Here is a 25,006-nt window from a genome sequence, read left to right on the forward strand (position 1 = left end):
CTTAGTTCCCCTCATCTTTTTTCAGAAGTGCCATAAACATGGCATCAGTTCCATGTCGATGCGGCCATAACTGAACGGTTTTCCTAGTGGTGTTCAACTCTAGACCCGGGGACAACTCTTGCAGCACTGGCACTAGGTCCACCAGCGAAATGTTGGCGTGGCGGTCTAGTGCGGCTCTTATTTGGGCATTTGTTTCTATTACCAGTGGGGAACAAGTCGCATACATAAGCATGCCACCTGGTTCGAGCGCTAAGACCGCGGCGTCAATTAGCTCGGCTTGCAATTTAGTGAGGGATGGCAACTGCTCGGGAGTTTTGGTCCACCTGGATTCAGGCTTCCGTCGAAGCGACCCGAGTCCAGCACACGGGGCATCTAGCAATATCGCCGCGAAGGAGCTTTCGGGTGCGTCTTGCCCTCTTTTGACAAGCACCGGAGTGCTCTCCGGGTCTCTAAGCGCAGAGGTCACGAGTTTCGCTCTCTTCACATGGGGTTCGTAGCAAATCAGATTTCCAGTTCCTGATACGGCATGCTCCAGAACTGCAGCTTTTCCTCCGGGGCCGGAGCACATGTCCAGCCAAGTTCCGGTCTTATCCGCAACTTTGCTCATCGCCAGTGCAACAAGTTGTGAGCCCTGGTCCTGAACTCTGACTCCAGGTATAGAAAGATACTCAAGTGGGTTTCCGATGCAGAGGAAGCCATTTGGAGACGCCGTTCCGCGCTCGAGCCCGAGCGCCTCTAGTTCGGCTACTGCAGTTGCTGTAATCGCAATTAGGTTTACGACTGGTGTCTGATTGTTAGCTGAAAGTAGTTCATTTAGTTCCGATGATCTGCCGTCTAATTCAAGGGCTGACTTCATGCCCGAAATAATCCACTTCGGATGTGAGTATTCGATGCTCAGCCGCGTAAGGTCATCTTGGCCATCGGTGAGTATTGTCAAAAGATTGTCGTGTCCGGCCCGCTCGGCATTTCGAAGGACTGCGTTTGAAAGTCCCGCCGCACTCGTTTCAAAGCGCTTAACAAGATCAACAGTCTCGTTTATAGCCGCATGGGTTGGCACTCGCATCCTGAAGAGTTGATGAAGGCCAAGTTGGATTGCCGCCCTCAGGCCCGGCGACAATGTCTTACCGGGGGTCAAATGATCGATGATGGCGTCGTACTGGAGCTGCCATCTAAGCACTCCGTAGCTGAGCTCCTGCACCAGCCCTCTATCGGCGTCCGATATTTCATGTTTGGCTAGCTCCTTGGGGAGCAACAGGTTAATGTAGCTCTCCGATGCTTTTACTCTGTTGAGAAGCTCAAGGGCTATCTGTCGGGCATTAGTCAAATTTGGCAGTTCCCTTCAGGCCGTTCCACCAGTCCGTAGCTGCTGCTTCACGCTTACCAGCCGGTTGCACAAGCTGGAGCTTAAGCGAGGTTCTGTTCCCGCATTGCACGATGATTTCGCTGTCGTCGCTCTTGTATATTTCGCCGACCTCACGCAACTTGAGTGAGTCAGGATTGAAAGTAGTGGCCGATGCGAAAAGGATCCTAACAGGCTCACCATTTTGATTCGCCCACGCCATTGGTTCCGGGTTGGTTGCCCTAATAAATCTCATCAAGTCGGCTGCGTCGGTTTCGAAGTCGATTTTTGCATCTAGGCGGGAGATTTTTGGTGCCAGCGAAGCCGTGCCCTCTTGGATTGTGGACTCCGGGTTTTCTTCCAGTGCATGGATTAGAAGCTTGCTGCCTTCTTCGGTAAACCTTTTGAGTGCTTCCCCAGCAGTTTCGTTTTCTAGGAACGAAAGATGCTGCTGAGTGATCAGCGGGCCGGTGTCCAGGCCTGAGTTGAGTTCGAAAACAGTTATTCCGATCCCGGTGTCATGAATCATTGAATGCTGAAGCGGAGTTGCGCCTCGCCATTCGGGCAGAACTGAGAAGTGTAAGTTCCACCATGGAATCATTGACAGGGCCGCCTCGGGAATCATTGCCCCGTAAGCGACAACGACTGCTTTCTCGGCGTCGCTTTCACGGATCAACTTGAGGGCCTCTTCGTCAATTTTGCTTGTTTTATGAACTCTTAGGCCTAACTTCTCAGCCATGCTAGCCACCCGCGACGGCGTCATAATCCGCTTGCGACCAATGGGGGCGTCCGGACGGGTCAAGACCAATGTAACTTCATGCTTGTCGGCAATGCGCTCTAAAGCATCTGATGCCACTTCAGGGGTTCCGGCAAAAATGAGTCTCATAACTAGGTAACCTACAGCGCCTGCGGGTCATCCATCACAACCCGCAAGCCCCTTCTCTTAGTGCCACCCTGAGTTCTTGCAGTGGCCCCAATCGCCACAACCCGAAGCTCCTTAGCTATCGCGGGACCTTGATTATAGGAAAACTTTATAAGCGCGCTTCCCGCTCTTTCGTCAACCCAAAGTGCCGTCGCCCCCATTGATTTGGCCGCTGATACCGCGAGTTCAAGAGTTTCAGGCAGCGCCTGCAGCGAGCAGATCCGCATCGCCGGAGGCAGTCCAAGCTCTCGAGCCTCTACAAGCGCTGCCTTTGCCATTGGTACCAACTGACCAAGCGAGAGAGCGTTCCCAAGTTCCGAGGGCAGTCCAGCAAAGACTGCTCGGCCGGTCGGGGCCATAAGCTCTAGGGCTTCCATCCAATCTCTGACGGCAATCTGCTGCGCGTTCAGGGTCTGCCTGCTAAGCCAGACATCACTGTCAAGAATCAAGACGGCAGAGTATCCCTTAGGGACTCTTGGTGCCGAGCCCGGAGTAGCGACGACTATTTGATTCTTGCTTTTTAGACCGGTGGGCTTCTTCTCACCCGTGGCCTCAGAAATGGCGGTATTCGGAAAGGTTTTACCGAGCTCGGCCACGGTCCTGTTGCTACCGGTCCGACCCTTTTTTTGGTTTCTCGAACCACAGCTAGTACATGAGACGAAGTGTTTGTTACAGAGTCTGCACTGGGTGTTGGTTGCATCAGGCTGCCAAAAATGACCTCCACATGAGCAAGTTAGCTTGTCGCCACAACCTGCGCAGTAGACCGAGGCCGAATCGCCCTTGCGGGGCAGTAAGACAAGCACTGGCCCCCGATCCAAGTTCTCACGAACGATTTTGAATCCTGACTCATCCATCCTGAGCCCGGGTTCGGAATAGGAGATTCGAAGCGGAGCCTCAAGAACCTTATGATCCGATAGGTAACCGATTGAAACTAGTCTTTGAAGTTCTACGGATCGGTATGGAGCGGTGAACAAAAGCTCCACGTCGTCTTTCGCACGAATCAGAGCTAGGTCTCTTATGTTCGTAAACGGAGATCCTTGGTCTCTGAGGCTGTCGTCGGAATCATCGTGAACCGCGATTAGGCCCAAGTTGGGAACCGGCGCGAAAATCGCAGATCTGGTACCCACGACGATTAGTATTTGAGATTCTTTGATCTGATGGAAGAGCTGATAGCGGGATGATTTTTTCTGACTCGGCTTAAGAAAGACGAACTGGTCATCAATTCCGAGCCGTTGAGCAAGATCGTAAATAATGTCAATGTCCGCCCTTTCTGGGACAACAAGAATCGAAGACTTGCCCTTGGAATGGGCGCCAAGGGCGTTAGCGATTAGCAAAAGGCTCCAGTCCGGCACGAGAGTCCCAGCCACCTCAAGTTGTCTTGCTGAAGTCAGAACAGCTGCACGTGAACCAAGAGGAGAATCCAGCTTTGGAACCAAAATATCTACCTCTAGATCTCTTGGTTCAATGGCTGGGAGTCTTGGGACTGTAGACATGTAATCGGGAATGGCAAGGGCTAGAAGTTCGCCTAGTGCCACGCATTGACGATCGGCAACAGCCCTGAGAAACTCAAAGAGTCGAGTGGAGAGCAACTCGGAAGCATCTTGAATACTTGTAATTGATGCTGTAGCGAATTCGCTCGTGTCGGACAGCGCCGATATGTAGCCAACCTGAGCCTTCTTCGACCTTCCAAGTGGAAAAATGACTTCCTGCCCGATAGCAATCTGGGTCTCCATGACCTCTGGGATCAGGTAATCGAAGGCCCGGTCAAGCTGAATAAGTGGGGACTTTGCCAATACTGAAGCAAAGCGCGACATCTAGCTTCCTGCTGCGTCTTTAAGAGCTTGGACTCGGTCTAGGTTCTCCCATGTAAATTCAGGAAGTTCACGGCCAAAGTGTCCATAGCTGGCTGTCTTTGCATAGATGGGACGCTTCAGATTCAACTCTGAAATTATCGCGGCCGGTCTTAGGTCGAACACCTGACGAATGGCCTTCTCTATTGCCTCTACCTCAACCTTTTCCGTTCCAAACGTCTCAACGTGAAGAGCAACGGGGTTAGAAACGCCAATCGCATACGCTACCTGGATTTCAGCACGGTCGGCGAGACCCGCTGCTACCAAATTCTTCGCAACCCACCTCAGTGCATATGCGGCGGATCGATCAACCTTTGAAGGGTCCTTACCGCTGAAGGCGCCACCACCATGCCTGGCGCTGCCGCCATAAGTGTCCACGATTATTTTTCTACCGGTAACGCCAGCGTCTGCTTGCGGGCCACCAATAACAAATCTGCCGGTTGGATTGATGATGAAGTTTGTGTCGCTGGTGTCGAGGCCAGAGTCTAAAAGAACCGGGCGGATTACTCGATCAAGTACAAGATTCGCTAGGTCATCTTGCTGAACATCTGGGTGGTGCTGGGTCGATAGCACTGCGGTTTTCACAGCGACTGGCTTGTTGCCCTCGTAGCTAATCGAAACCTGCGCCTTGCCGTCTGGACGAAGCATGGAAGTTTCAAGCTCTCTGCGCACGAGTGACAATCGCTCCGTTAGTCGGTGGGCAATGTTTATGGGGGCAGGCATGAAGTTGGGTGTTTCGTTCGAGGCATACCCGAACATCATTCCCTGGTCCCCCGCGCCAATTTCGTCGAAGTTATTACCGGAACGGGATTCAAGGGATGTGTTCACGCCCTGTGCGATGTCCGGCGACTGAGCGCCAATTGATACCGAGACGCCGCAAGACGCCCCGTCAAATCCAATGGCAGATGAGTTGTAGCCAATGTCCAGAAGTTTTTGCCTGACCAGATGAGGTATTTCGACATAGCCGCTGGTTGTGACTTCGCCAGCTACTTGAACGAGGCCGGTTGTGACCAGTGTCTCAACGGCAACCCTGGCGTCCGGGTCCTGTTCGAGTAGTGCGTCCAAAATAGTGTCAGAGATTTGATCACAGATCTTGTCTGGGTGTCCTTCGGTAACGGACTCTGAAGTAAATGTGCGTGGCGTCATTCTGTAATTCTACTTAGGCCCTGGACATGATCTTAGAAATAGCCCCCACTAGCCACCTGCCGAGCTCAATCTTGGTGCCGGACTCTCTTAGGACCGCCAGTTTCGTGACGAGCGTGATTTCGCTTGTTTCCGATCCCAATGAACTGATGCTGTTTCCTGCAACCGCGGATACTTTCTTTGATAATAGTTTCCCTTGCGAAATGGCTTCGACATCAGCGCCATCTTCGGTAAGCGCAAAAGCCAAACAGAATGTGTCCGGGTTTTTGACAGCGAAATCCGCAATCAGGTCCTTGGTGGGGACAAGAGTAATAGTGCTTGCCTCACCACGCGGTAACTTGCCCTCGAATGGCTTGTCAATTTGAAAATCTGAAACGGCGGCTGCCATGACCATGATCTCGCAGGGATTATTCATGGCCTGATCTAAATCGGCAACACTCGATGCCCGCACTACTTCTATGCCCGCAGGCATCGGAAGCTCAATGTTGCAGGCGACTAGTCGAACCAGGGCCCCAGCGTCTCGGTAGGCAGTGGCTATTGCTATGCCCATTCGTCCAGAAGATGAGTTACCGATATAGCGGACTTGGTCAATTGGCTCTCTAGTTCCCCCGGCAGTCACGGTTACGGCCAAGCCGATAAGCGGTTTTTTACCCATCACGAAACTGAGAATTTCTTCGGTTTCAGGGAGTCTTCCAGGCCCAGTGTCAGTGCCGGTTAGGCGACCGGATGCTGGCTCCATAACATTTATGCCACGGGCTCTAAGGGTCGAAACGTTTGCCTGAGTGGCAGGATTTTGCCACATCTCAGTGTGCATTGCGGGGCAAACATATATTTCTGAAGTAGAGGCCAGAATCGCATTCATCAGTAGGTCATCTGCGATGCCGTTAGCTAGTTTTGCTAGGAAGTTTGCTGTCGCTGGCGCAACCACTATGAGATCCGCATTTGCACCGAGCTCAACGTGTCTGACTTCATGGACGTCTTGGTACATGTCGTTGTCTATTGAGCTTCCAGAGAGTGCCTCAAGCGTTGCTTTTCCGATAAAACGCAATGCGTTTTGGGTCGGAAGTGCCTGAACGATGTGGCCCTGTTCACTGAACGCGCGAATAAGGTTCGCTGCCTTATACGCGGCGATTCCGCCGGTGATGCCAAGCAGAATACGCAATTACTACCTACTTATTTGGAGTCTTCTCGAGCTTGCCCAGGTGGATTTCCTTCATGGCAATGCTCAGTGGCTTGTCATCAATGCTTGAGTCAACCAGCGGCCCAACGTAATTGAATAGGCTGCCCTCGTGAAGCGCGCTGTAGTACTCGTTTATCTGACGCGCACGCTTTGATGCGAAGATTACGAGTTCGTAGTTTGAGTCTGCTTTGGCCAATACTGAATCTATTGGTGGGTAGACAATACCCCTCAGGTTCTCTAGGTTTTCTTTCAACATTTTTATCCCTCTGACTCACTCACGATTTTCAGTATGTCTTTACCCGTCTGGGCCAAGTCATCATTGATTAGTTCATAATCAAATTCTTCGGCTGATGCGATCTCAGCTCTTGCATTGATAAGTCTAGTTTGTATTTGTGATTCTGTCTCGGTCGCTCTTTCGCGAAGCCTCGATTCAAGAACTTCGAAACTCGGGGGGTGAATAAATATAGTGATGGCAGTTGGTCTTGTTTCCATAACTTGCCTGGCGCCCTGAAGGTCGATTTCAAGAAGCAGATGGAGACCCGCGGCATCAGCGCGCGTTAGTTCATCAAGCAGGGTCCCGTAGTAGTTATCCCCATGTACTGTTGCCCATTCCAACAGTTGGCTATCGGCTATTAGTTGTTCGAACCTGGCTCTCTCAACAAAGTGGTAATGCACTCCGTCTTCTTCGCCGGGCCTGGGTGATCTGGTGGTGGCTGAAACTGAGAGTGAATAGCCTTCTGCGTTATCAAGTAGCCAGCGAACCAGCGTCCCTTTTCCGACACCGGCAGGACCGGCAAGAACAATCAGGCTCACAGTTCTAGCCTTGCTTTGTCTATTAGGCCCGCCATGGCATTTGGTCCGGCACCAGTGAGCGCACGAGAAAGATTAGGTATTACTCGATGAGCGCTTGCACCGAATAGCTTCTTCAGTTCGGAAAGCTTTGCTCCCTGTGCTCCGAATCCGGGTGCAAGTATTGGCACGCCGACGTCGGTTTTGGCGACAGTGCCGAGGCCAAATAAATCAAGATCCTGAGTGGCCCCGATTACTACTCCGCAATCCCCCAAACCCTGAGTCTGTGCCTGTGCGACGACTCTTGCGGCAACGGTCTGACCGTCAATAACAGCCCGCTGTAGGTGTCCCGCATCTTTGTTGGAGGTGGCCGCAAGAAGAAAAATTCCTCCGGCAACATCCCTTGCGTGGTCTAGCATTTCAACGGTTGAATCAGGGCCCAAATACGGGCTAACTGTGAGCGCGTTAACGCGAAGTGGCGAATCATCTCCAAACCAAGCTTGTGAATAGCCAAGCATCGTGGAGCCGATATCCGATCTTTTGGCGTCCGCTATTACCAGAAGGTCAATATCTCTTGCGGCCTGAAGTACTTCCTCGAGGGCAATAAAGCCGCTCGATCCGAACCGCTCAAAAAAAGCCACCTGAGGCTTGATTATTCCGATGCGGCCATCGGCCGCGTCTATGCACCTGAGCGAGTACTCCTTTGCTCCGTGAGCTGTATCCTCAAGGCCCCAGTTGTTCAGTTCCGTCTCGCTTGGATCAATGCCTACGCAAAGGCTGCCAAATTCGGCAATTTTGCTTTCAAGCGCGTTTGCAAAATTATTCACTGATCAGCTCTATTCGCTCGAGTGCATATTCCTGTAGTGGCTTAACACTAAACCTGCCCTCTCGCACAACCTCGAAAGAGCCGATTGCTGCGCTTAGTTGAGCAACAGTTGTAAATATAGGCTTATCGGCCGCAGTCGTCGCTGCTCGAATTTCGTATCCATCAATTCTTGCATCTGCTCCGGAGGGCGTATTTACGACTACGTCGACCTTGCCGGCTGTGATCATGTCGACAATTGACTCTTCGTCGTCTCCAGCCTCAGAGTGCTTTATGACGACCTCAGACCTGATTCCGTGACGCTCTAGCATCGCTTGCGTTCCTTGGGTAGCTAGTATCCGGAAACCAAGCTGTGCCAGACGCCTTACGGGAAGGAGTGACTGCGGCTTATCGCGGTCGGCAACTGAAATGAATACGGTCCCCTCTGTTGGTAAAGCCGAACCTGATCCAGCTTGGGCCTTCGCAAAGGCGGTTGGGAAGTCCTTGTCGATGCCCATGACTTCACCGGTTGATCTCATTTCGGGGCCTAGGAGTGAATCAACGAATCTGCCATCACGAGTCGCGAACCTCTTAAATGGCAACACTGCTTCCTTGACGGAGATCGGTGTCCCGGCTGGCAGGTGACGCCCGTCCCTGCTCGGTAGTCCCCCCTCTGCAACTAACTCAGAAATTTTTGCCCCCACCATCACCCTGGCCGCAGCCTTAGCAAGTGTTATTCCAAGGGCCTTGGACACAAACGGTACCGTTCGACTCGCGCGCGGATTCGCCTCGAGAACGTAAAGCACATCTGATGCCATCGCGAATTGGATGTTCAAGAGGCCAATAACATTCAGGCCCCTGGCTATCTGCTCCGTGGCGGCAGCAACTCGGTCGATTTGGTTTTTGCTCAGAGTAATTGGAGGCAGCGTGCAGCTTGAGTCACCCGAGTGAATTCCCGCTTCCTCTATGTGCTCCATCACACCACCGATAAACAATTCGTCTCCATCGAAGATCGCATCGATGTCTATCTCTATTGCGTCTTCAAGAAATCTGTCGACTAATAGGGGGTGCGTTGTATCAACGAGCGCATGCTCAGCAATCCGATCAAAATAACCGTCGAGTGAGTTCTGATCGTAAACAATTTCCATGCCGCGGCCCCCAAGGACAAAGCTTGGTCTAACCAATACTGGAAAACCAATCTTTTCAACGACGGCGGTTGCATCCTCAAGATTTGTCGCCATTCCATTGGCTGGCGCCAATAGCCCAGCCGCGTCGAGAATGCTTTGGAACTGCCCACGTTCTTCGGCTCGGTCAATGTTTTCCGGTGTGGTGCCAAGGATTGGTATTCCTTCAGCGGCGAGTCCGTTTGCGAGGCTCAACGCGGTTTGGCCGCCAAGTTGAACCATTACCCCGAGTAGTTCTCCGGTTTGTGACTCAGCGTGAATTACTTCAAGCACGTCTTCGAGTGTCAAGGGCTCAAAATACAATCGGTCTGCGGTGTCGTAGTCGGTCGAAACTGTTTCGGGGTTGCAGTTAATCATTACCGTTTCGATACCTATGTCGCGAAGCGCGAAGGTTGCGTGAACGCAGCTGTAGTCGAATTCAATACCTTGGCCAATTCGGTTTGGTCCGCTTCCGAGAATAATTACCTTTTTCTTGTTTGAAGGCACGACCTCGGTGAACTGCTCGTAAGAGCTGTAGTGGTATGGGGTTTGCGCTGGGAATTCTCCTGCGCAGGTGTCGACGGTCTTGAATACTGGCCGCAGCCCGAAGCTGTGTCTTAGTTTTCGTAGATCCTGCTCCGAAATGTTCCTCATCTTCGCCAATTGCAGGTCAGAAAAGCCATGTTGTTTGGCTTTCTTGAGGGAGTCCACATCGATAGCCTCTAGTTCTAGGAACCATCTTGCTGTTTCATTTATCAGGACAATCTGGTCAATAAACCAGGGATCAATTTTTGTCGCCTCAAAGACCTCATCGGCACTGGCACCAAACCACAACGCTTGCTGGACTTGTCCAATTCGACTTTCTGTTGGCGTGACCATTGCAACCAATAAGTCGGCGGGGTCCTGGTTTGTGGCAGGAAAGACAAATGAACTGCCGCGCTTTTCTAAGGACCGCAATGCTTTTTGCAGCGCTTGCGAGAAAGTGCGCCCAATCGCCATCGCTTCGCCCACACTCTTCATGGTTGTGGTTAGTGTCGGGTCCGCAGCAGGGAATTTCTCAAATGCGAAACGAGGTACTTTGACAACTATGTAATCAAGGCTTGGCTCGAAGGAGGCGGGTGTGACCATCGTGATATCGTTTGGAATCTCGTCAAGTGTGTATCCAATAGCGAGTTTCGCCGCGATTTTCGCAATGGGGAATCCAGTCGCCTTGGATGCAAGTGCCGAGGACCGACTCACTCTTGGGTTCATTTCTATGACAATTACGCGCCCGTCTTTGGGGTCGACGGCGAATTGGATGTTGCAGCCGCCAGTATCTACTCCAACGTCTCGAATGATGCGAATCGCAATGTCACGAAGATTTTGGTACTCCCTGTCGGTCAATGTCATCGCGGGTGCAACGGTGATGGAGTCACCGGTGTGGACTCCGACCGGGTCAAAGTTTTCAATTGAACAAACCACAACGCTGTTGTCGTTCTTATCGCGCATTAGCTCTAGCTCATATTCTTTCCAGCCAGTTATCGACTCTTCGATCAAAACCTCAGTGGTAGGAGAGGCCTGCAGCCCGGCACTGGCTATTCGGATTAAGTCCTTTTCATCGTAGGCAAAGCCTGACCCCAACCCACCCATTGTGAAGGAGGGCCGAACAACCATTGGATAACCGATGTCGCCTGCTATCGCCAGTACCTCATCCATATTGTGTGCGACAGCGGAAATGGCTACGTCTGCGCCAGCGTTTAGCACTACTTGCTTGAATTCGACTCGATCTTCCCCGGCCTTGATCGCCGCTACGTTTGCGCCGATAAGTTCAACACCGTACTTTTCAAGCGAACCACGTTCAAACAAAGCCATCGCTGCATTCAGGGCAGTCTGGCCACCGAGTGTTGGAAGGATGGCGTCCGGACGCTCTTTCTCGATAATTGCCTCAATAACCTCTGGAGTTATTGGCTCGATGTATGTTGCATCGGCGAAGTCAGGATCAGTCATGATGGTTGCTGGATTCGAGTTCACCAAAATCACCCGAATGCCCTCCTCCTGGAGAACTCTGCAGGCTTGGGTTCCCGAGTAGTCAAATTCGCACGCCTGGCCGATCACAATCGGGCCGGATCCAATTACTAGGACAGATTTGATGTCTTGTCGCTTTGGCATTACTTGGACTCCTTGATTGCGTCTAGAAACTTGTCGAACAAATAATGGCTGTCGTGAGGTCCAGCTGCAGCCTCAGGGTGATACTGGACGGAGAACGCTGGAATGTCAACGCACTCAAGGCCCTCTACAACCTGGTCATTGAGGCCACGATGTGAAACTTTCACCTGCCCGAAACCAAGTGGCGATTCAGCGCTATCGGAGTCCAGTTTGACCGCAAAGCCGTGGTTGTGTGCTGTTACTTCAACTCGTCCAGTTTCCTTGTTGATTACCGGCTGATTGATGCCTCGGTGACCAAACTTGAGCTTGTAGGTGTCGAATCCCAGTGCCCGTCCAAGTAACTGATTTCCAAAACATATTCCAAAAAAAGGCTTTTTTGTAGCAAGAAGTTCGCGCAACATTGAGACCTGATTGCCGCTTGCTTCCGGGTCACCGGGCCCATTGGAAAAAAAGAATCCATCCGGCGATGAAGCAAGGATTTCAGACGCGCTAATGTCGGCTGGAAAAACTTCTATTTCTAGACCACGCATTGCTAGGTGCTCCAGGGTCGACTTCTTGATGCCCAAATCAAGCACGGCTATTTTGCCTAAGCGATTGCTCTGGCTCGGGATCGTATAGCTCGTCGAAGTCGAAACTTGACCAGAGAGACTCTGACCCTTCATCTCGGGTGCCGCACGAACCAGTGCGAGCATTTCATCTGGCGACATCGATTGGTCACTTGAGAAAATACCGGCTCTCATCGCGCCAAGGCTGCGAACATGAAGAGTGATGGCCCGAGTGTCGACGTTTGAGATGCCGACAATGTTATTCTCGATCAGGTTCTGATCCAGGGTCTTTTCGGAGCGGTAGTTACTGGCTATGCGGGATGGCTCTCGCACGATGTAACCGGCGACCCAAATTTTGCTGGACTCCGCGTCTGTCTCATTGGTTCCGACGATCCCGATGTGGGGAAATGTCTGCATAACAATCTGCCCGGCGTAGGAAGGGTCCGTCAGAGTCTCTTGGTACCCTGTCATTCCAGTTGCGAAGACCAACTCTCCGACACTGACACCGGCCACCCCATAGCGTTCGCCTTCGAAAATTGATCCGTCTTCCAGTACTAGATGTGCTTTATGCAAAACTCACTCCCAATTTCTCAATCAAAGTCCTTTTTATCTCGTTGTGTCGTTGCTTGTCACGGAATCGAATGTTTGTAACAAGACCAACATTGTTGTGGCTCCAGGAAATGCTAATTAGACCCTTTGCCTCGACTCCCCTGTCTATGGTCGCATTCGCTTCACTCAGTGACTGGATCGCGGAGGTGGGAATGTTGAAATCCTTCTCACCATTTCTGGCAAGTCCAATGCCATTCTTGCCGAGCCAAAGTCTTGCGTTTCCTCTATTTCCGAGCCCCTGGGCCCAGACCTTTGCAAGCAGATCAGATGAGAACACAGTGCTCACGTACAACACCTCACCTAAGTCGTTTTCGGCAGAAAATGCCGGCAGATCATAGAGAATTTTCTCTTGGGATCGTCGCCTGAATCGAATCCTAAAAAGAATGAGGACGGCAATTGTTGGGACGATTAGAAGAGCAAGTCCACCGATAAGTTCTCGCGTCATTAATGTTCCCTAACTGATTGATTCATCATCGAAAATTGACCTTGGTAAATCGTGTGCTGCACTCGTCCAATGAATTCGAGTCCCAAGTATGGGCTGTTGTTTGACTTGGACTGGTTCATTTCGGTCACCGCTATTCTTTCATGAGGATTGAACACCGTTATGTTCGCCTGGGCGCCTACTTTGATGAAGCCGTGATTATCCAGGCTGGCCAATTTTGCTGGCCGCTTACTGATTATTTCCTCAAAAAGCTTCCAGTCGCCTGCTCCAGATTGAATAAGAACTTGGTGCAGGATGCTCGCGGCCGACTCTAGGCCGAGCATTCCAAATGCTGCGTTCTCCCATTCGCAGTCCTTCTTTTCGCCTGAATGCGGCGCATGGTCGGTGCCCAGCATGTCTATTGTCCCGTCTACTAACCCGGCCAGCAGTGCCGTGTTGTCATCGGCAGTTCTGAGAGGAGGGTTTACTTTGTAGACCGGATCGTAGGTCCTAACAAGTTCCTCGGTTAGCAATAGATGATGTGGAGTTACCTCCGCGGTTATTTGAATGCCCTTTGATTTTGCCCATCTGACAACCTCGACTCCCCCTGCGGTAGTCAGGTGGCAAATGTGCAGCCTCGAACCTGTCTCTTGAGCCAACTGAGCATCCCTCGCGATTATCTGCTCCTCCGCGATTGCCGGCCAACCAGTTAAGCCGAGTTCGGTAGCGACTGCCCCTTGGTTCATTTGTGCCCCGACAGTCATTTTGGGATCCTGGGCGTGCTGAGCGACAACGCCGCCAAACTTCTTTACTTCGAGAAGGGCTTGTCTCATGAGGTTTTCATCGTGGACGCACATGCCGTCGTCACTAAACATGGTCACCTTCGCTCTCGAAGTCGACATGTCTGCAATGCTTGATAGCTCCAGTCCCTTGAGGCCCTTAGTAACAGCTCCGATGGGCTGCACGAAGCAGAGTCCAGCCTCAACGCCTAAGTCATAAACACGCTCAACTAGATTCGAATCATCCGCAACCGGATCCGTGTTTGCCATGGCGCAAATTGCTGAATAGCCCCCAGCGCTAGCAGCTCTAGTACCCGATAAAACAGTCTCGCTAGCCTCGAAGCCTGGCTCTCTTAGGTGCGTGTGGGGATCCACGAAGCCGGACAGACCAATCAAATCTGTGCAGTCCGTTCCAGAGTCTGAAATCCGACCCATCTCAACTATTTGTCCGCCATCGATTCTTATATCGTTAATCGACCCATCGGACAGGGTCAGATTTTTTAAAATTATCAATTGGAATCCTCTCCCGACAACACACGATGCAGGACCGCCATCCGAACGGCCAAGCCATTTTCAACTTGCCTAAGGACAGCCGATCGAGGGTCATTGGCGGCCTGGTTGGAAATCTCGAGACCACGATTCATTGGGCCCGGATGCATGATCACGGTCTCTTTGCCAAGTAGCCCCAATCGTGTCTGGTCGAGTGACCAATTGGCGATGTATTCCCGGGTGCTAAAGGTGTCGTCCTTTTGCATGCGCTCCAGTTGCACCCTCAGCATCATCACAACATCTGGCTTTTCATCAAGTGCTTCATCAAAGGTTTTGTAAACCTTGGCCCCCATAGCCTCGATGCCCTCTGGCACAAGTGTCCCTGGACCAGCAACACTGACCGTTGCTCCCAAGAGTGAGAGCAAAAGCATGTTACTTCTTGCAACCCGGGAGTGTTCAATGTCTCCAACGACTAAAACCTTGATGCCGGCAAGATCATCGCCCGAGTTCTTTTGCTGCCTGATTGTCATTGCATCTAGTAATGCCTGTGTGGGGTGTTCGTGTCTTCCGTCACCAGCATTGATGATGCTCGCAGAAACCCAGCCCCTATTGGCAAGAGAATGTGCAGCACCGGACATTGGATGTCTTACGATTATGGCGGCAGCACCTAAGGCCTCCAATGTCTGCGCAGTGTCCTTAAGCGACTCACCCTTCGAGGTGCTCGAGGATTGAGCATCAAAATTAATTACATCGGCACTCAGTCGCTTTGCTGCAATTTCAAAGCTAATTCTGGTCCTGGTTGAATTTTCATAAAACAAATTCACTACAGTCTTGCCTCGCAGTGCGGGCAAGCTCTTGATAGTCCGTTGGTTAACCTGACTCAGCTGCTGCGCGCTATCAAGAAGAGCAACGGCTGAGTCCCTAGTGAGATCCCTGATTGAAATTAAGTGCTTCATCCCGAGATCACAACCTGATCGATACCGTCGCTGCCCATCAATTGGACCGAAACGCGTTCCGTAACAGATGTCGGGAGGTTTTTTCCAACAAAATCTGGCCGGATTGGCAGCTCCCTGTGACCCCGATCAACAAGAACCGCGAGCTTCACCTGCTTAGGCCTGCCGTAGCTGGTCAAAGCATCCAGTGCCGCCCTGACAGTTCTGCCTGAAAATAGAACGTCATCAACTAATACAACAACTTTGCCGTCAATGCCTGAGACCGGAAGGCTGCTTTCATGGATTTCTCGCTCGGCCTTCGCCGAGTCGTCACGATACATAGTTATGTCCAGAATGCCAAACTCTATGATTTGGTTAGGCTCGATGGCCTGAAGGATTTCAACAACGCGCCTAGCCAACTCGACTCCCCGAGTTGGAATACCTAAAATGACGAGATTTTCTGGGCCCTCATTGGCCTCTAGGATTTCGTGAGATATGCGCCTGAGCGCCCTGAGAATGTCTGGTCCGTCTAGGACAGCGCGGTTGGACAATTTCCTACTCCTTCTTCGCCTCGCAGGACGATTTTAAAGGGCAACTTTCTCTAAATCATAACAGCCTCAAAGGGCCTGCGTGCCCTTTGCCAGTCGTGCCAAGACTCCATTTACAAATTTCGGCGAATCGTCGGTCGAGTATTCGCCGGCTAGCGTTACGGCCTCGGCGATGGCCACTTCGTTTGGAACATCCTCGTTAAAAAGAATTTCCCATGCACCGAGGCGCAAGATTGACCGATCGATGTTCGGCATTCTTTCTAGTGACCAACCGTCCGAGATCTGTCTTAGGTCGTTGTCTATTTGAGCCAGATTTCCAGACACACCAACGACAATTGCCTCGGCATAGTCAAAAATTGCGGCCTGGTTCTGCCTGTCGGCTACGCCTGCCGCCGTGTCCTGTAATAGCTCCATGGGGTCAGTGTTTCTAATTCCGGAGGCATAAAGTGCATCAAGTGCTCGCTTGCGAGACTTGCTTCGAGAACTCAACTAGTCGTTCACGCGTCCTAGGTATTCACCGGTTCTGGTGTCGACTTTAACTCTGGTGTTGTTCTCAATAAATAGCGGAACCTGAATTTGGTATCCAGTTTCCAAAGTCGCAGGCTTGGAGCCGCCTGTCGAGCGGTCACCCTGTAGGCCAGGCTCCGTGTAAGTGATCTCTAGGACCACCGAGGGCGGTAGCTCGACGTAGAGTGCGGATCCCTCATGAAGAGCGACCGTGGCGTTCTGGTTTTCTAGCATGAAATTCGCTACGTCTCCGACAACCTCTGCGGGTACCGAGAGCTGATCGTAATCAGTGGCGTCCATGAACACATATCCGGAACCATCGTTGTAGAGATACTGCATGTCGCGTCTGTCGACGTTCGCTGTTTCAATCTTCGCTCCAGCGTTGAAGGTCTTATCCACGACTTTGCCAGAGATAACGCTTCTTAGCTTCGTCCGAACAAATGCAGGGCCCTTGCCGGGTTTCACGTGCTGGAACTCGATAACAGCCCATAGCTGGCCATCGATCATTAGAACCATGCCGTTTTTTAAGTCGTTTGAGCTGGCCATTGTTTTCTCCTTAGCGCCTTGAAGATTCTAGCGGCGGGTTAGTTGTTCCAAAGCCAGTAGGTAACTATCCACACCAAAGCCGGCGATAACACCGGTGGCGACACCAGAGATGACACTGTTGTGCCTGAACGCCTCACGTGTGTGTGGATTGGTGATGTGCACCTCTACAAGAGAGAGCCCCGATCCGGTTAGAGCGGCACAAGCATCCCGAAGCGCGTAGCTGTAGTGGGTAAAGGCTGCAGGGTTTATAACAACCGCTGATTTTTCCTCGATAGCCGCGTGGATCCAGCCAATGAGCTCATCCTCGCTATTGGTTTGCAGCACCTTGATCGTCTGATTCTTGGCTTCTGCCCAGGCCTGCAATGAGTCTCCAAGATCACTGAGCGTAAAGGTTCCATACACTTCAGGTTCCCGGGCACCAAGCAAATTCAAATTTGGTCCATTTAGTACGTAAATTACCGACATGTCCTAAACCCTATTCAACTATTGCTTGAAAAGCTGTGAAGACAAGTTCGGGCGTGGGGGCATTTAGCATGGTCGGCTTGCCAATTTTGTCTAAGACTACGAACCTCAGAGAGCCAGCCCTCGCCTTCTTGTCCTTTTGCATGGTGTCTAAAAGCTGTGGCCAGCGGTCTGCACGATAAGAAGTTGGAAGGCCAAGCGCCTCAAAGACACTGCGGTGCCTAATGACATCGGCCTCGGATAGCTTGCCCGAAAGCATTGATAGCTCTGCGGCGAAGACCATGCCAATCGAAATTGCTGCGCCGTGTCGCCACTTATATCTTTCGGCATGCTCGATTGCGTGACCTAAAGTGTGCCCATAGTTGAGAAACTCGCGCTCTCCTGTCTCATTGAAATCTCGAGATGTCACGTCTTCCTTTATTGCCACCGAGCGTCTAATCAGCTCTTCGAAGACACTCGACGCCGGATCAGTGGCAGCTGGGTCATTCTCCAAAGTGTCGAGAATCCATGGGTCTGCAATAAAGCCGTATTTCACAACCTCCGCCATTCCGGCCAAGAGCTCGTTTCTTGCCAAGGAGTGCAGGGTGTCAAGATCTATGACAACGCTCTGAGGTGAGTGGAAAGCTCCCACTAAATTCTTACCCTCAGTTGTGTTTATTCCAGTCTTTCCGCCTATTGCCGCATCAACCATGCCTAGCAAAGTGGTGGGTATTAGTACTGATCGCACTCCCCTTAACCAAGTAGCTGCAACAAAACCAGCAAGATCAGTTGTGGAGCCGCCTCCAAGGCCAATGACGGCGTCGTTGCGGTTGAAATCGGATTTCCCCATGATCTGCCAGCAAAAAGCTGCCACCTCTACTCGTTTGGCGTCCTCGGCTGCGGGGACCTCTGCTAGTAGCACCTCGAACCCGGAATCTTTGAGGTTTTCAGACAACGCTTCGGCAGTCGTGGCCAAGGGCTGCGGGTAGACAATCAGCACTTTTTTAACTCCGCTGAGCGTGGTGGGGATCTCATTGAGCAAGGCTCGTCCGATCAAGATATTAGACATATTTACTGACCTCTGACTCTAAGTTTTTCATGATGGCACCAACGGAGTTGTTTGCGGTGTTTACGGTAGCGATTGAAACTTCCTTGTAGAACTCAAGTCGGTCCTGATAAATCTGCCCCCAGCTTTCAGGGTTGTCTTTTAGCAGTGGACGCTTGGAGACGTTTAGCGATCGAAGAACAAATTCCATGTTGGTGTCCAAGAATATCGTCGCATTTTGGGTAAGGAGCGCTCTATTAACTTCAGACAACACTATTCCGCCTCCAGTGGCAACAACGTTGCGGCCATCAAGGGCTTTGACAAGAGCGGCAGACTCAAGATCTCGGAAATAGGCCTCTCCCTTTGCCGCGAACAGGTCCTTAATTGACCCGTGATCTGCAGTCACCATCTTGTCAGTGTCTACAAACGGTAGGTCTAGAACTTTTGCGAGTCTTTTGCCGAGCGTCGTCTTACCGGCGCCCATCGGGCCCACCAAGACGATCGAGCCCATCACTATTTTCTGACAATCCTCGATTGCAACGCCGCAGGGATGCTTTCGAGGTAGGAGTTCATGTTGCGAAGAACCTCTTTGACGGAATCGCCACCGAACTTCTCCAAAACGGCATTGGCAATAACCAAAGCGACCATGGCCTCCACGACCACTCCGGATGCCGGAACAGCACAAACATCGCTGCGTTGGTGATGAGCGGTGGTTGATTCACCCGTGCCGGTGTCGATTGTCTGTAGTGCGCGTGGAACAGTGCTGATCGGTTTCATGCCGGCTCTGATTCGAACAATCTCCCCATTAGTCATGCCGCCTTCGATGCCTCCGGCTCGATCCGTTAGACGCTGAACACCCTGGTCACTGTTCACAATTTCATCGTGAGCGACGCTGCCGCGGCGTCTCGTGGTCTCAATACCATCGCCAATTTCTACGGATTTCATGGCCTGAATGCCCATGACAGCTCCGGCTAGCTGGGAATCTAGTCTGCGATCCGAGTGGACATAACTTCCGAGTCCCGGAGGGCAACCGTAAACAAGGGTTTCGCAAACTCCGCCAACGGTGTCACCAGTTGAGTGGCAGTCGTCGATTTCAGCGACCATCGCGTCTGAGTCGGCCTTGTCGAAGCACCTAACGGGATCGGCATCTAGATAAGCCAGATCGTTTGGCGACGGAAGGTTTTCGGATTTAGAAATCGCAGCGCCGATTGCAACGGTGTGAGTGACTAGCTCAATGCCAAGTTCGGATAAGAATTTCTGAGCTATGGCTCCAAGTGCGACGCGAGTTGCAGTCTCACGAGCGCTCGCTCTTTCAAGAACTGGTCTGGCCTCATCGAAGCCATACTTCTGCATTCCAGTGAAATCGGCATGACCAGGGCGCGGACGAGTCAACGGTGCTGCGCGTCCTCCACTTAGAAGATCAGCATCCACTGGAGCGGCACTCATCACCGTTTCCCACTTTGGCCACTCGGTGTTCGCAATTCGTATTGCTATTGGTCCACCCTGAGACTGGCCGAATCTGATTCCGCTGGACAGTGAAATGAGATCTTGCTCAAATTTCATTCTTGCTCCGCGGCCGTAGCCGAGCCTTCTCCTGGCTAGAGCCTGTTGAAGATCCTCGTCCAAAATTGGAACTCCGGCTGGGAGACCTTCAATGACGCCAATTAATTCCGGGCCATGTGATTCACCGGCTGTTATCCATCTAAGCATCTAACTATTTTGTCATGTCTAGTGCTCGCCTGATGGCTTCTATCAAAATCTCTTCATCTGGCAAAGGAGCATTTAGGCCCAGACCAGTAAATATTCTTTGCTGGCCGACCGCTTGCCACATAAGCATTTCTAGACCGGATGTGGCATTTTCAAACGACGTACCGGCTTGGTAAGCATCTGTTCCGTAATCGGCACTGATTAGAGTTCCTGGGTGTCTAGAGTCTTTGGAGGTGAGGCCAGAAAGCGCGGAACCAGGAATAGTGCTAACAACCAGATCTGCTGAAAGAGCGGCCATTAGGTCCTGATTGGATGCATCGAATCTCTTTGAGAGATCCTTCGCTGAATCCTGATTACGACCCCAAAGCATCAAATTTGAATCTTGGAATGCCGCCAGAGCAGACCTTGCCGTTGCCCCAGTTCCAAGAACGGCAACAGATTGGAAAGTCAGTAGATTTGCCGCTTGCCGAAGACCAAAAACGTCTGTGTTGTAGCCCGCCCATCCAGATTCTGTTTTTTTCAAAGTATTGACTGACTCGGAGCGCTGCGCCCAAAAATCAAGCTCATTGGCAACCGCGAAGGCTTGATCTTTAAGGGGCATTGTCAGGCTTAGGCCAGCAAGCCCATGCTTGCTATTCAAAAAGCTTGCTAAGTCGACTACCTCATGAGAGTGGTAGTCAGCATCGGTATTTAGGTGATTGAAGATGGTGGTGTGGATCAGAGGAGACTTCGAGTGAGAAATCGGAGACCCAAGGACCGCGTAGTGCTTAGTCATAATCTGGGCTGTCCCGAAGCCATTGCCTATAGATTTCGGCGGCAATCTCATGCTCACGCAATGTTTCAGAGAAAACGGTTTCACCGGTGTCAAGGTTTATCGCTACGAAGTACAGCCAGGCGCCGTCCGCCGGGCGAAGCGCAGCCTCAATGGCTAAACCTCCGGGATTTGTTATTGGTCCAATTGGCAATCCGGGGTGACTAAATGTATTAAAAAGAGATTCGGTGTCCTTCAGCCCTTCCTGGAAAGACTCAAGGCTGCCCTCGTATCGATACTTCACGGTTTGGTCAGACTGAAGCGCCATGCCAACATCTAGTCGATTCAGGAAGACGCGGGAGATCTTGAACAAGTCCTCCTCGAACCTGCCTTCGCTTGCAACCATTGAGGCCAAAGTCAGTGTAGGTAGCGAGTCGGCAAGTGGAATTTCATACTTGAATAACTCCTGTTCCATGCGATCAACCATTGCTTTGATGACTTCGTTGGCCTCTGGGTTTGGGTCGAAGCTGTAGGTTGCTGGAAATAAAAAGCCCTCGATGCTGGGTGCATCGGCCGGAATCCTGGAGAGCTGTTGCGCAATTCCCTCTTCTAGATCTGAAATCGAAATGCCCAAATCCTCTGACAGCCTTGGAAGTATTTGCGCGACGCTGAGACCCTCTGGGATGGTTGTTGAAACCAGCATTCGATTGGATCCTGACATCAAAAGTTTCAATGCAGCCGAGCCGGAAAGCTTGGTCGGAAACTCATAGCTACCCGGGAAAATGACCAAATCAACGTTCAGCATGTCTCGATAGATCGCATCGAAGCTCTTGATGATGTCGGCTTCAACCATTTTTCTAGCTACCACTTCGCCTGTGTCCCCCGGAGAAATTATTAACACCGTGTTTGGGCCTGCTTGACCTTCGTAATCCTCTACCTGGAAACGTGAGAGAAAGTCCTGAACACTGGAGCTAGCAACAAATAGCCCGCCACCGACTAACGCGCCAACAATGGCAATCGAAATAATCGCTGCAAGCCAAGAACGCTTTGAGCTTCTCTTAGGTGGCATCGGCTCCAAGCCATCAGTCATCCAAATTATCCAATCCTCTTCCGGCTAACTCACCGGGCTTCTCTGAAGCAAGCGCAAACTCCAATATAAGACAAGCCGCCGAAGCATCTATTATTGCCTTTTGCTGTTTTGCATTCTTGCCGGCTTGTCTGAGGGATTGCTGGGCTGTTTTTGAGGTGAGCCTTTCGTCAATAAGCCTCACTGGAAGGCCTTGTGCGGCAATAAGTTCGGCGAATTCAATCGCCATTTTTGTGCTGGCAGTATGGCCGCCCCGAAGAGATAGCGGAAGCCCTACATAGATACATTCAGCGTTTTTCTCGCGGTAAATAGCGACGAGTTCTGCGATTGCTGTGTCGCTCTGACTAATAACGGAATGTGGAATTGCGAGCGAGTCAACCGAGATGGCGACTCCGATTCGAGCTAGGCCCACATCAACGGCAAGTTTTTTCATCACACTATTGCAGCTGCCGCCGCGATTGCCTCGGAAAGCTTGTCAATGTTCGTGCCGCCGCCCTGGGCAAGCTCTGGCTTTCCACCGCCACCACCGCCTAGTACCTTCGAAGCAACTGAAACCAGCTCACCGGCCTTGTAGCCCTTGGCAACCGCAGCAGCGCCTGCCACAACTATTACAACCCCTGACCCGCTTGCCTTGCTGCCCAAAATCACGATGGACGCAGCTCCCAGGTGAGCCTTTAGGCCCATGGCCAAGGCGCGAAGCTGATCAGAATCTGAGGTGTCAACCTCAAGAGCCAGAAGGTCAATTCCGTTTACCGATGTCGCAGCCTTCGCAAGAGTGGGTATTTGAGTTTGAAGCTTCGCCATTTCCATGTCACAAACTATCTTGCTGGAAGCCTTTAGTTCCGCCAGAGACTCGGTGACGCGAGCCTCAACCTCGCCGGCAGGAGCCTTCAGTTGAAGTGCAATCCTTCTCACGAGATCGCGTTCGGCCTGCAAAGAAGTGAGCGCTTCCATGCCAACCAGTGCTTCTATGCGTCTTGAGCCAGAGCCAACAGATGCCTCTGATACCAGGCTCACCAAGCCAATTTGGGCGGTTCTTGAAACGTGGGTACCACCACAGAGTTCTCTTGACCATGGGCCACCAACTTGAACAACTCTGACTTGCTCGTCATATGTTTCTCCAAATAGGGCTATTGCGCCGAACTCTTTGGCCTCTGCCACGGTCATAAAGTCTGCTGTGACCGACAAATCTGATCTGATTGCGAGGTTTGAGACCTCTTCTATTTCGCTCTTCGTGGCCTCGCTCAGGCTCTCGCCCCATGCGAAGTCCAATCTCATGTAACCGGGTCTATTAAACGAACCCGACTGTAAAGCCTGGGGTCCAAGCACTTGCCTAATGGCCGCGTGGACAACGTGCGTCGCACTGTGAGACTGACAAGCCCCGAGTCGCCAATCTGCATCGACAATGGTGGTCGCGGCAGAATTGATTGCAACCTCACCGAAAGAAACCTTTACCTTGTGCGCGAATAGCCCCTTGACCGGCTTTTGGACATCCAAAACGTCTAGCGTGAACCCTTCTCCGGTTATGATTCCGGCGTCAGCTGCCTGGCCGCCCGATTCTCCGTAAAGCGATGTCGAGTTTAGAAACACTTCCCCAATTTGCCCTTGGCTCAAGGTGTTCACGGAGACGCCGTCTCTCACAAGACCAATGACAGTTGCCGCGCTTTGTAGGGAGTCATAGCCGGTAAATAGCGTTTCTCCCTTAGCGCGAACCTCGCTGTAAACCTGTAGGGATCCCCCACCCATCTTCTTATCTTTGGCATCCTGCTTGGCTCTTTGTTTCTGCTCATCCATCAGCTCAACGAAGCCTTCTCGATTTACTTCAAGGCCTGACTCTGCTGCTATTTCGACCGTTAGATCGATTGGGAACCCATAGGTGTCGTGCAATTCAAACGCAGTGGCACCGGAGAGAATTCCATTCGCCGCGGCAATTGCCTGCTCAAGTACCAAAGTTCCAGTCTCGAGGGTTCTTGCAAATCCTGTTTCCTCTGAAAGCGCGCTTCTAAGAATCCGAGGGAAGTTTTCCTCTAGCTCGGGATATGCCTCAACCATGGCATCCTTGCTAACCGTAAATAGCCTCTCAAAACTACTCTCGGTTACACCCAGAAGCCTAAGAGCCCTTATGGACCTGCGCAAAAGCCTACGGAGAACATAACCACGTCCTTCGTTAGATGCGGTCACTCCATCGGACATCAGCATTAGTGAGGAGCGAATGTGGTCGGCGATTACCCGCATTCGGACATCGTCAACTTCCAGGTCTCCGTATTTCTTGCCGCTCAATTGACTTGCTAGATCTATTAGTGGCCGTATCTGGTCAATTTCATAAATGTTTTCGACTTCCTGGAGCAGAAATGCGACCCGCTCCAGCCCCATGCCGGTGTCAATGTTTTTCTCCGGTAGGTCACCAATGATCTCGAAGTGATCCTTGGTTCCGCCGTCGGCGCGTTCGTACTGCATGAAAACGAGATTCCAGATTTCTATGTAGCGATCTTCGTCGGCAGCAGGGCCACCCTCGACCCCGTAATCGGGTCCTCGATCAAAGTAAATCTCGGAACAAGGCCCCGCCGGTCCCCTTTGGCCAGTTGACCAATAGTTATCCGCCATTCCGCGCTTTTGAATACGCTCTATGGGGACATTGGTGTTTTCCAACCACAGCTGAATCGACTCTTCGTCGTCCTCGTAGACCGTTACCCAAAGTTTTTCAGGAAGAAATCCGTACCCGCCGATCTCAACAGAGGAAGTCAGTAATTCCCAGGCATAAGTAATTGCATCTTTTTTGAAGTAGTCACCAAAACTAAAGTTTCCGTTCATCTGGAAAAAAGTTCCGTGGCGAGTTGTCTTGCCCACCTCGTCAATGTCAAGCGTTCTCACGCACTTTTGAACCGAGGTTGCCCGCTTGTAGGGAGATGGCATAACCCCCGTCATATAGGGAATGAAAGGCACCATTCCGGCTACGACGAACATGAGTGTTGGGTCTTGGCTTATGAGCGGAGCGCTAGGGACAATCGTGTGTCCTTTACTCTCAAAGTAGGACAGCCACCGACGCCTAATTTCGGCAGTCTTCATTTGCTACTTCTTAGTTTTAGCTGATTTTTTCAGTTCAGCTTCGCGCTCTTGGTAACCCGCTGCGATTGAATCCGAGAAGTCTTTTGCCGCTATGCGTATTTCGTCCACGGCGCCCTGAGCCTTTGGGTTATCCCGAAGTTGCTGCAGCGCAAGAGCGCCCATACCAATGCCTGCGATGAACCAACCTAGTTTTGACATGA

The 25,006-nt window shown here is 51.6% G+C and carries 25 protein-coding genes; all 25 read right to left on the minus strand.

Features of this window, described 5'->3' with window-relative positions:
• Window position 1: 1 nt before the first annotated feature.
• Window positions 2-1,324, minus strand: a complete 1,323-nt coding sequence (locus tag IMCC13023_RS04495; RefSeq protein ID WP_007541717.1) for a transcription antitermination factor NusB — start codon at window positions 1,322-1,324, stop codon at window positions 2-4.
• Window positions 1,317-2,225 (minus strand): methionyl-tRNA formyltransferase, encoded by a 909-nt coding sequence (fmt, locus tag IMCC13023_RS04500; RefSeq protein ID WP_007541720.1) that lies wholly within the window; start codon window positions 2,223-2,225, stop codon window positions 1,317-1,319. Before fmt ends, IMCC13023_RS04495 begins: the two co-directional genes overlap by 8 nt.
• An 11-nt stretch (window positions 2,226-2,236) precedes the next feature.
• Window positions 2,237-4,075, minus strand: coding sequence for a primosomal protein N' family DNA-binding protein (locus tag IMCC13023_RS04505; protein ID WP_007541722.1), 1,839 nt, complete (start codon window positions 4,073-4,075; stop codon window positions 2,237-2,239).
• A complete protein-coding gene (metK, locus tag IMCC13023_RS04510) occupies window positions 4,076-5,257 on the minus strand; it encodes a methionine adenosyltransferase (RefSeq protein ID WP_007541725.1) in 1,182 nt (393 codons plus the stop codon). It abuts the gene before it with no gap.
• Window positions 5,258-5,270: 13 nt separating this feature from the next.
• On the minus strand, window positions 5,271-6,416 hold the full coding sequence (gene coaBC, locus IMCC13023_RS04515) for a bifunctional phosphopantothenoylcysteine decarboxylase/phosphopantothenate--cysteine ligase CoaBC (RefSeq protein WP_007541728.1): 1,146 nt from the start codon (window positions 6,414-6,416) through the stop codon (window positions 5,271-5,273).
• A 7-nt stretch (window positions 6,417-6,423) separates the two neighbouring features.
• Window positions 6,424-6,690 carry a DNA-directed RNA polymerase subunit omega gene (rpoZ, locus tag IMCC13023_RS04520; RefSeq protein WP_007541730.1) on the minus strand — a complete coding sequence of 89 codons (267 nt, stop codon included), beginning with the start codon at window positions 6,688-6,690 and terminating at the stop codon, window positions 6,424-6,426.
• A 2-nt stretch (window positions 6,691-6,692) separates the two neighbouring features.
• Entirely contained in the window at window positions 6,693-7,247 is a 555-nt protein-coding gene (gene gmk / locus IMCC13023_RS04525; protein WP_007541732.1) for a guanylate kinase, read from the minus strand.
• Complete coding sequence (gene pyrF, locus IMCC13023_RS04530; protein ID WP_007541734.1) at window positions 7,244-8,050, minus strand: orotidine-5'-phosphate decarboxylase; 807 nt, start codon at window positions 8,048-8,050, stop codon at window positions 7,244-7,246. Before pyrF ends, gmk begins: the two co-directional genes overlap by 4 nt.
• The gene (carB, locus tag IMCC13023_RS04535) at window positions 8,043-11,336 is read right to left on the minus strand and encodes a carbamoyl-phosphate synthase large subunit (RefSeq protein WP_007541737.1); all 3,294 of its coding nucleotides are present in this window, start codon (window positions 11,334-11,336) and stop codon (window positions 8,043-8,045) included. Before carB ends, pyrF begins: the two co-directional genes overlap by 8 nt.
• A complete protein-coding gene (gene carA / locus IMCC13023_RS04540) occupies window positions 11,336-12,451 on the minus strand; it encodes a glutamine-hydrolyzing carbamoyl-phosphate synthase small subunit (protein ID WP_040325185.1) in 1,116 nt (371 codons plus the stop codon). The genes carB and carA overlap by 1 nt, the downstream gene beginning before the upstream one ends.
• Complete coding sequence (locus tag IMCC13023_RS07060; protein WP_050816748.1) at window positions 12,444-12,932, minus strand: PH-like domain-containing protein; 489 nt, start codon at window positions 12,930-12,932, stop codon at window positions 12,444-12,446. Before IMCC13023_RS07060 ends, carA begins: the two co-directional genes overlap by 8 nt.
• Window positions 12,932-14,200 carry a dihydroorotase gene (locus tag IMCC13023_RS04550; protein ID WP_007541743.1) on the minus strand — a complete coding sequence of 423 codons (1,269 nt, stop codon included), beginning with the start codon at window positions 14,198-14,200 and terminating at the stop codon, window positions 12,932-12,934. Before IMCC13023_RS04550 ends, IMCC13023_RS07060 begins: the two co-directional genes overlap by 1 nt.
• Window positions 14,197-15,132, minus strand: a complete 936-nt coding sequence (locus tag IMCC13023_RS04555) for an aspartate carbamoyltransferase catalytic subunit (protein ID WP_040325186.1) — start codon at window positions 15,130-15,132, stop codon at window positions 14,197-14,199. The genes IMCC13023_RS04550 and IMCC13023_RS04555 overlap by 4 nt, the downstream gene beginning before the upstream one ends.
• The gene (pyrR, locus tag IMCC13023_RS04560) at window positions 15,129-15,659 is read right to left on the minus strand and encodes a bifunctional pyr operon transcriptional regulator/uracil phosphoribosyltransferase PyrR (protein ID WP_007541748.1); all 531 of its coding nucleotides are present in this window, start codon (window positions 15,657-15,659) and stop codon (window positions 15,129-15,131) included. Before pyrR ends, IMCC13023_RS04555 begins: the two co-directional genes overlap by 4 nt.
• Before the next feature lie 66 nt (window positions 15,660-15,725).
• Window positions 15,726-16,145 (minus strand): transcription antitermination factor NusB, encoded by a 420-nt coding sequence (nusB, locus tag IMCC13023_RS04565; RefSeq protein WP_007541750.1) that lies wholly within the window; start codon window positions 16,143-16,145, stop codon window positions 15,726-15,728.
• Window positions 16,146-16,709, minus strand: coding sequence for an elongation factor P (gene efp, locus IMCC13023_RS04570; protein WP_007541751.1), 564 nt, complete (start codon window positions 16,707-16,709; stop codon window positions 16,146-16,148).
• 27 nt (window positions 16,710-16,736) lie between these two features.
• The gene (aroQ, locus tag IMCC13023_RS04575) at window positions 16,737-17,174 is read right to left on the minus strand and encodes a type II 3-dehydroquinate dehydratase (RefSeq protein ID WP_007541753.1); all 438 of its coding nucleotides are present in this window, start codon (window positions 17,172-17,174) and stop codon (window positions 16,737-16,739) included.
• Window positions 17,175-17,184: 10 nt separating this feature from the next.
• Complete coding sequence (gene aroB / locus IMCC13023_RS04580; protein WP_040325189.1) at window positions 17,185-18,219, minus strand: 3-dehydroquinate synthase; 1,035 nt, start codon at window positions 18,217-18,219, stop codon at window positions 17,185-17,187.
• The gene (locus IMCC13023_RS04585; RefSeq protein WP_007541757.1) at window positions 18,212-18,706 is read right to left on the minus strand and encodes a shikimate kinase; all 495 of its coding nucleotides are present in this window, start codon (window positions 18,704-18,706) and stop codon (window positions 18,212-18,214) included. Before IMCC13023_RS04585 ends, aroB begins: the two co-directional genes overlap by 8 nt.
• A 2-nt stretch (window positions 18,707-18,708) precedes the next feature.
• Complete coding sequence (aroC, locus tag IMCC13023_RS04590; RefSeq protein ID WP_007541759.1) at window positions 18,709-19,905, minus strand: chorismate synthase; 1,197 nt, start codon at window positions 19,903-19,905, stop codon at window positions 18,709-18,711.
• A gap of 4 nt (window positions 19,906-19,909) precedes the next feature.
• Window positions 19,910-20,677, minus strand: a complete 768-nt coding sequence (locus tag IMCC13023_RS04595; RefSeq protein WP_007541761.1) for a hypothetical protein — start codon at window positions 20,675-20,677, stop codon at window positions 19,910-19,912.
• Window positions 20,670-21,743 (minus strand): endolytic transglycosylase MltG, encoded by a 1,074-nt coding sequence (gene mltG / locus IMCC13023_RS04600; RefSeq protein WP_007541763.1) that lies wholly within the window; start codon window positions 21,741-21,743, stop codon window positions 20,670-20,672. Before mltG ends, IMCC13023_RS04595 begins: the two co-directional genes overlap by 8 nt.
• Complete coding sequence (ruvX, locus tag IMCC13023_RS04605; RefSeq protein ID WP_007541765.1) at window positions 21,736-22,173, minus strand: Holliday junction resolvase RuvX; 438 nt, start codon at window positions 22,171-22,173, stop codon at window positions 21,736-21,738. The genes mltG and ruvX overlap by 8 nt, the downstream gene beginning before the upstream one ends.
• Window positions 22,173-24,806, minus strand: a complete 2,634-nt coding sequence (gene alaS, locus IMCC13023_RS04610; protein WP_040325192.1) for an alanine--tRNA ligase — start codon at window positions 24,804-24,806, stop codon at window positions 22,173-22,175. The genes ruvX and alaS overlap by 1 nt, the downstream gene beginning before the upstream one ends.
• A 3-nt stretch (window positions 24,807-24,809) precedes the next feature.
• Entirely contained in the window at window positions 24,810-25,004 is a 195-nt protein-coding gene (locus IMCC13023_RS04615) for a hypothetical protein (RefSeq protein WP_007541770.1), read from the minus strand.
• Between the last annotated feature and the right edge of the window lie 2 nt (window positions 25,005-25,006).

Origin of the sequence: Candidatus Aquiluna sp. IMCC13023 (assembly GCF_000257665.1) — a bacterium.
Classification (GTDB): Bacteria; Actinomycetota; Actinomycetes; order Actinomycetales; family Microbacteriaceae; genus Aquiluna.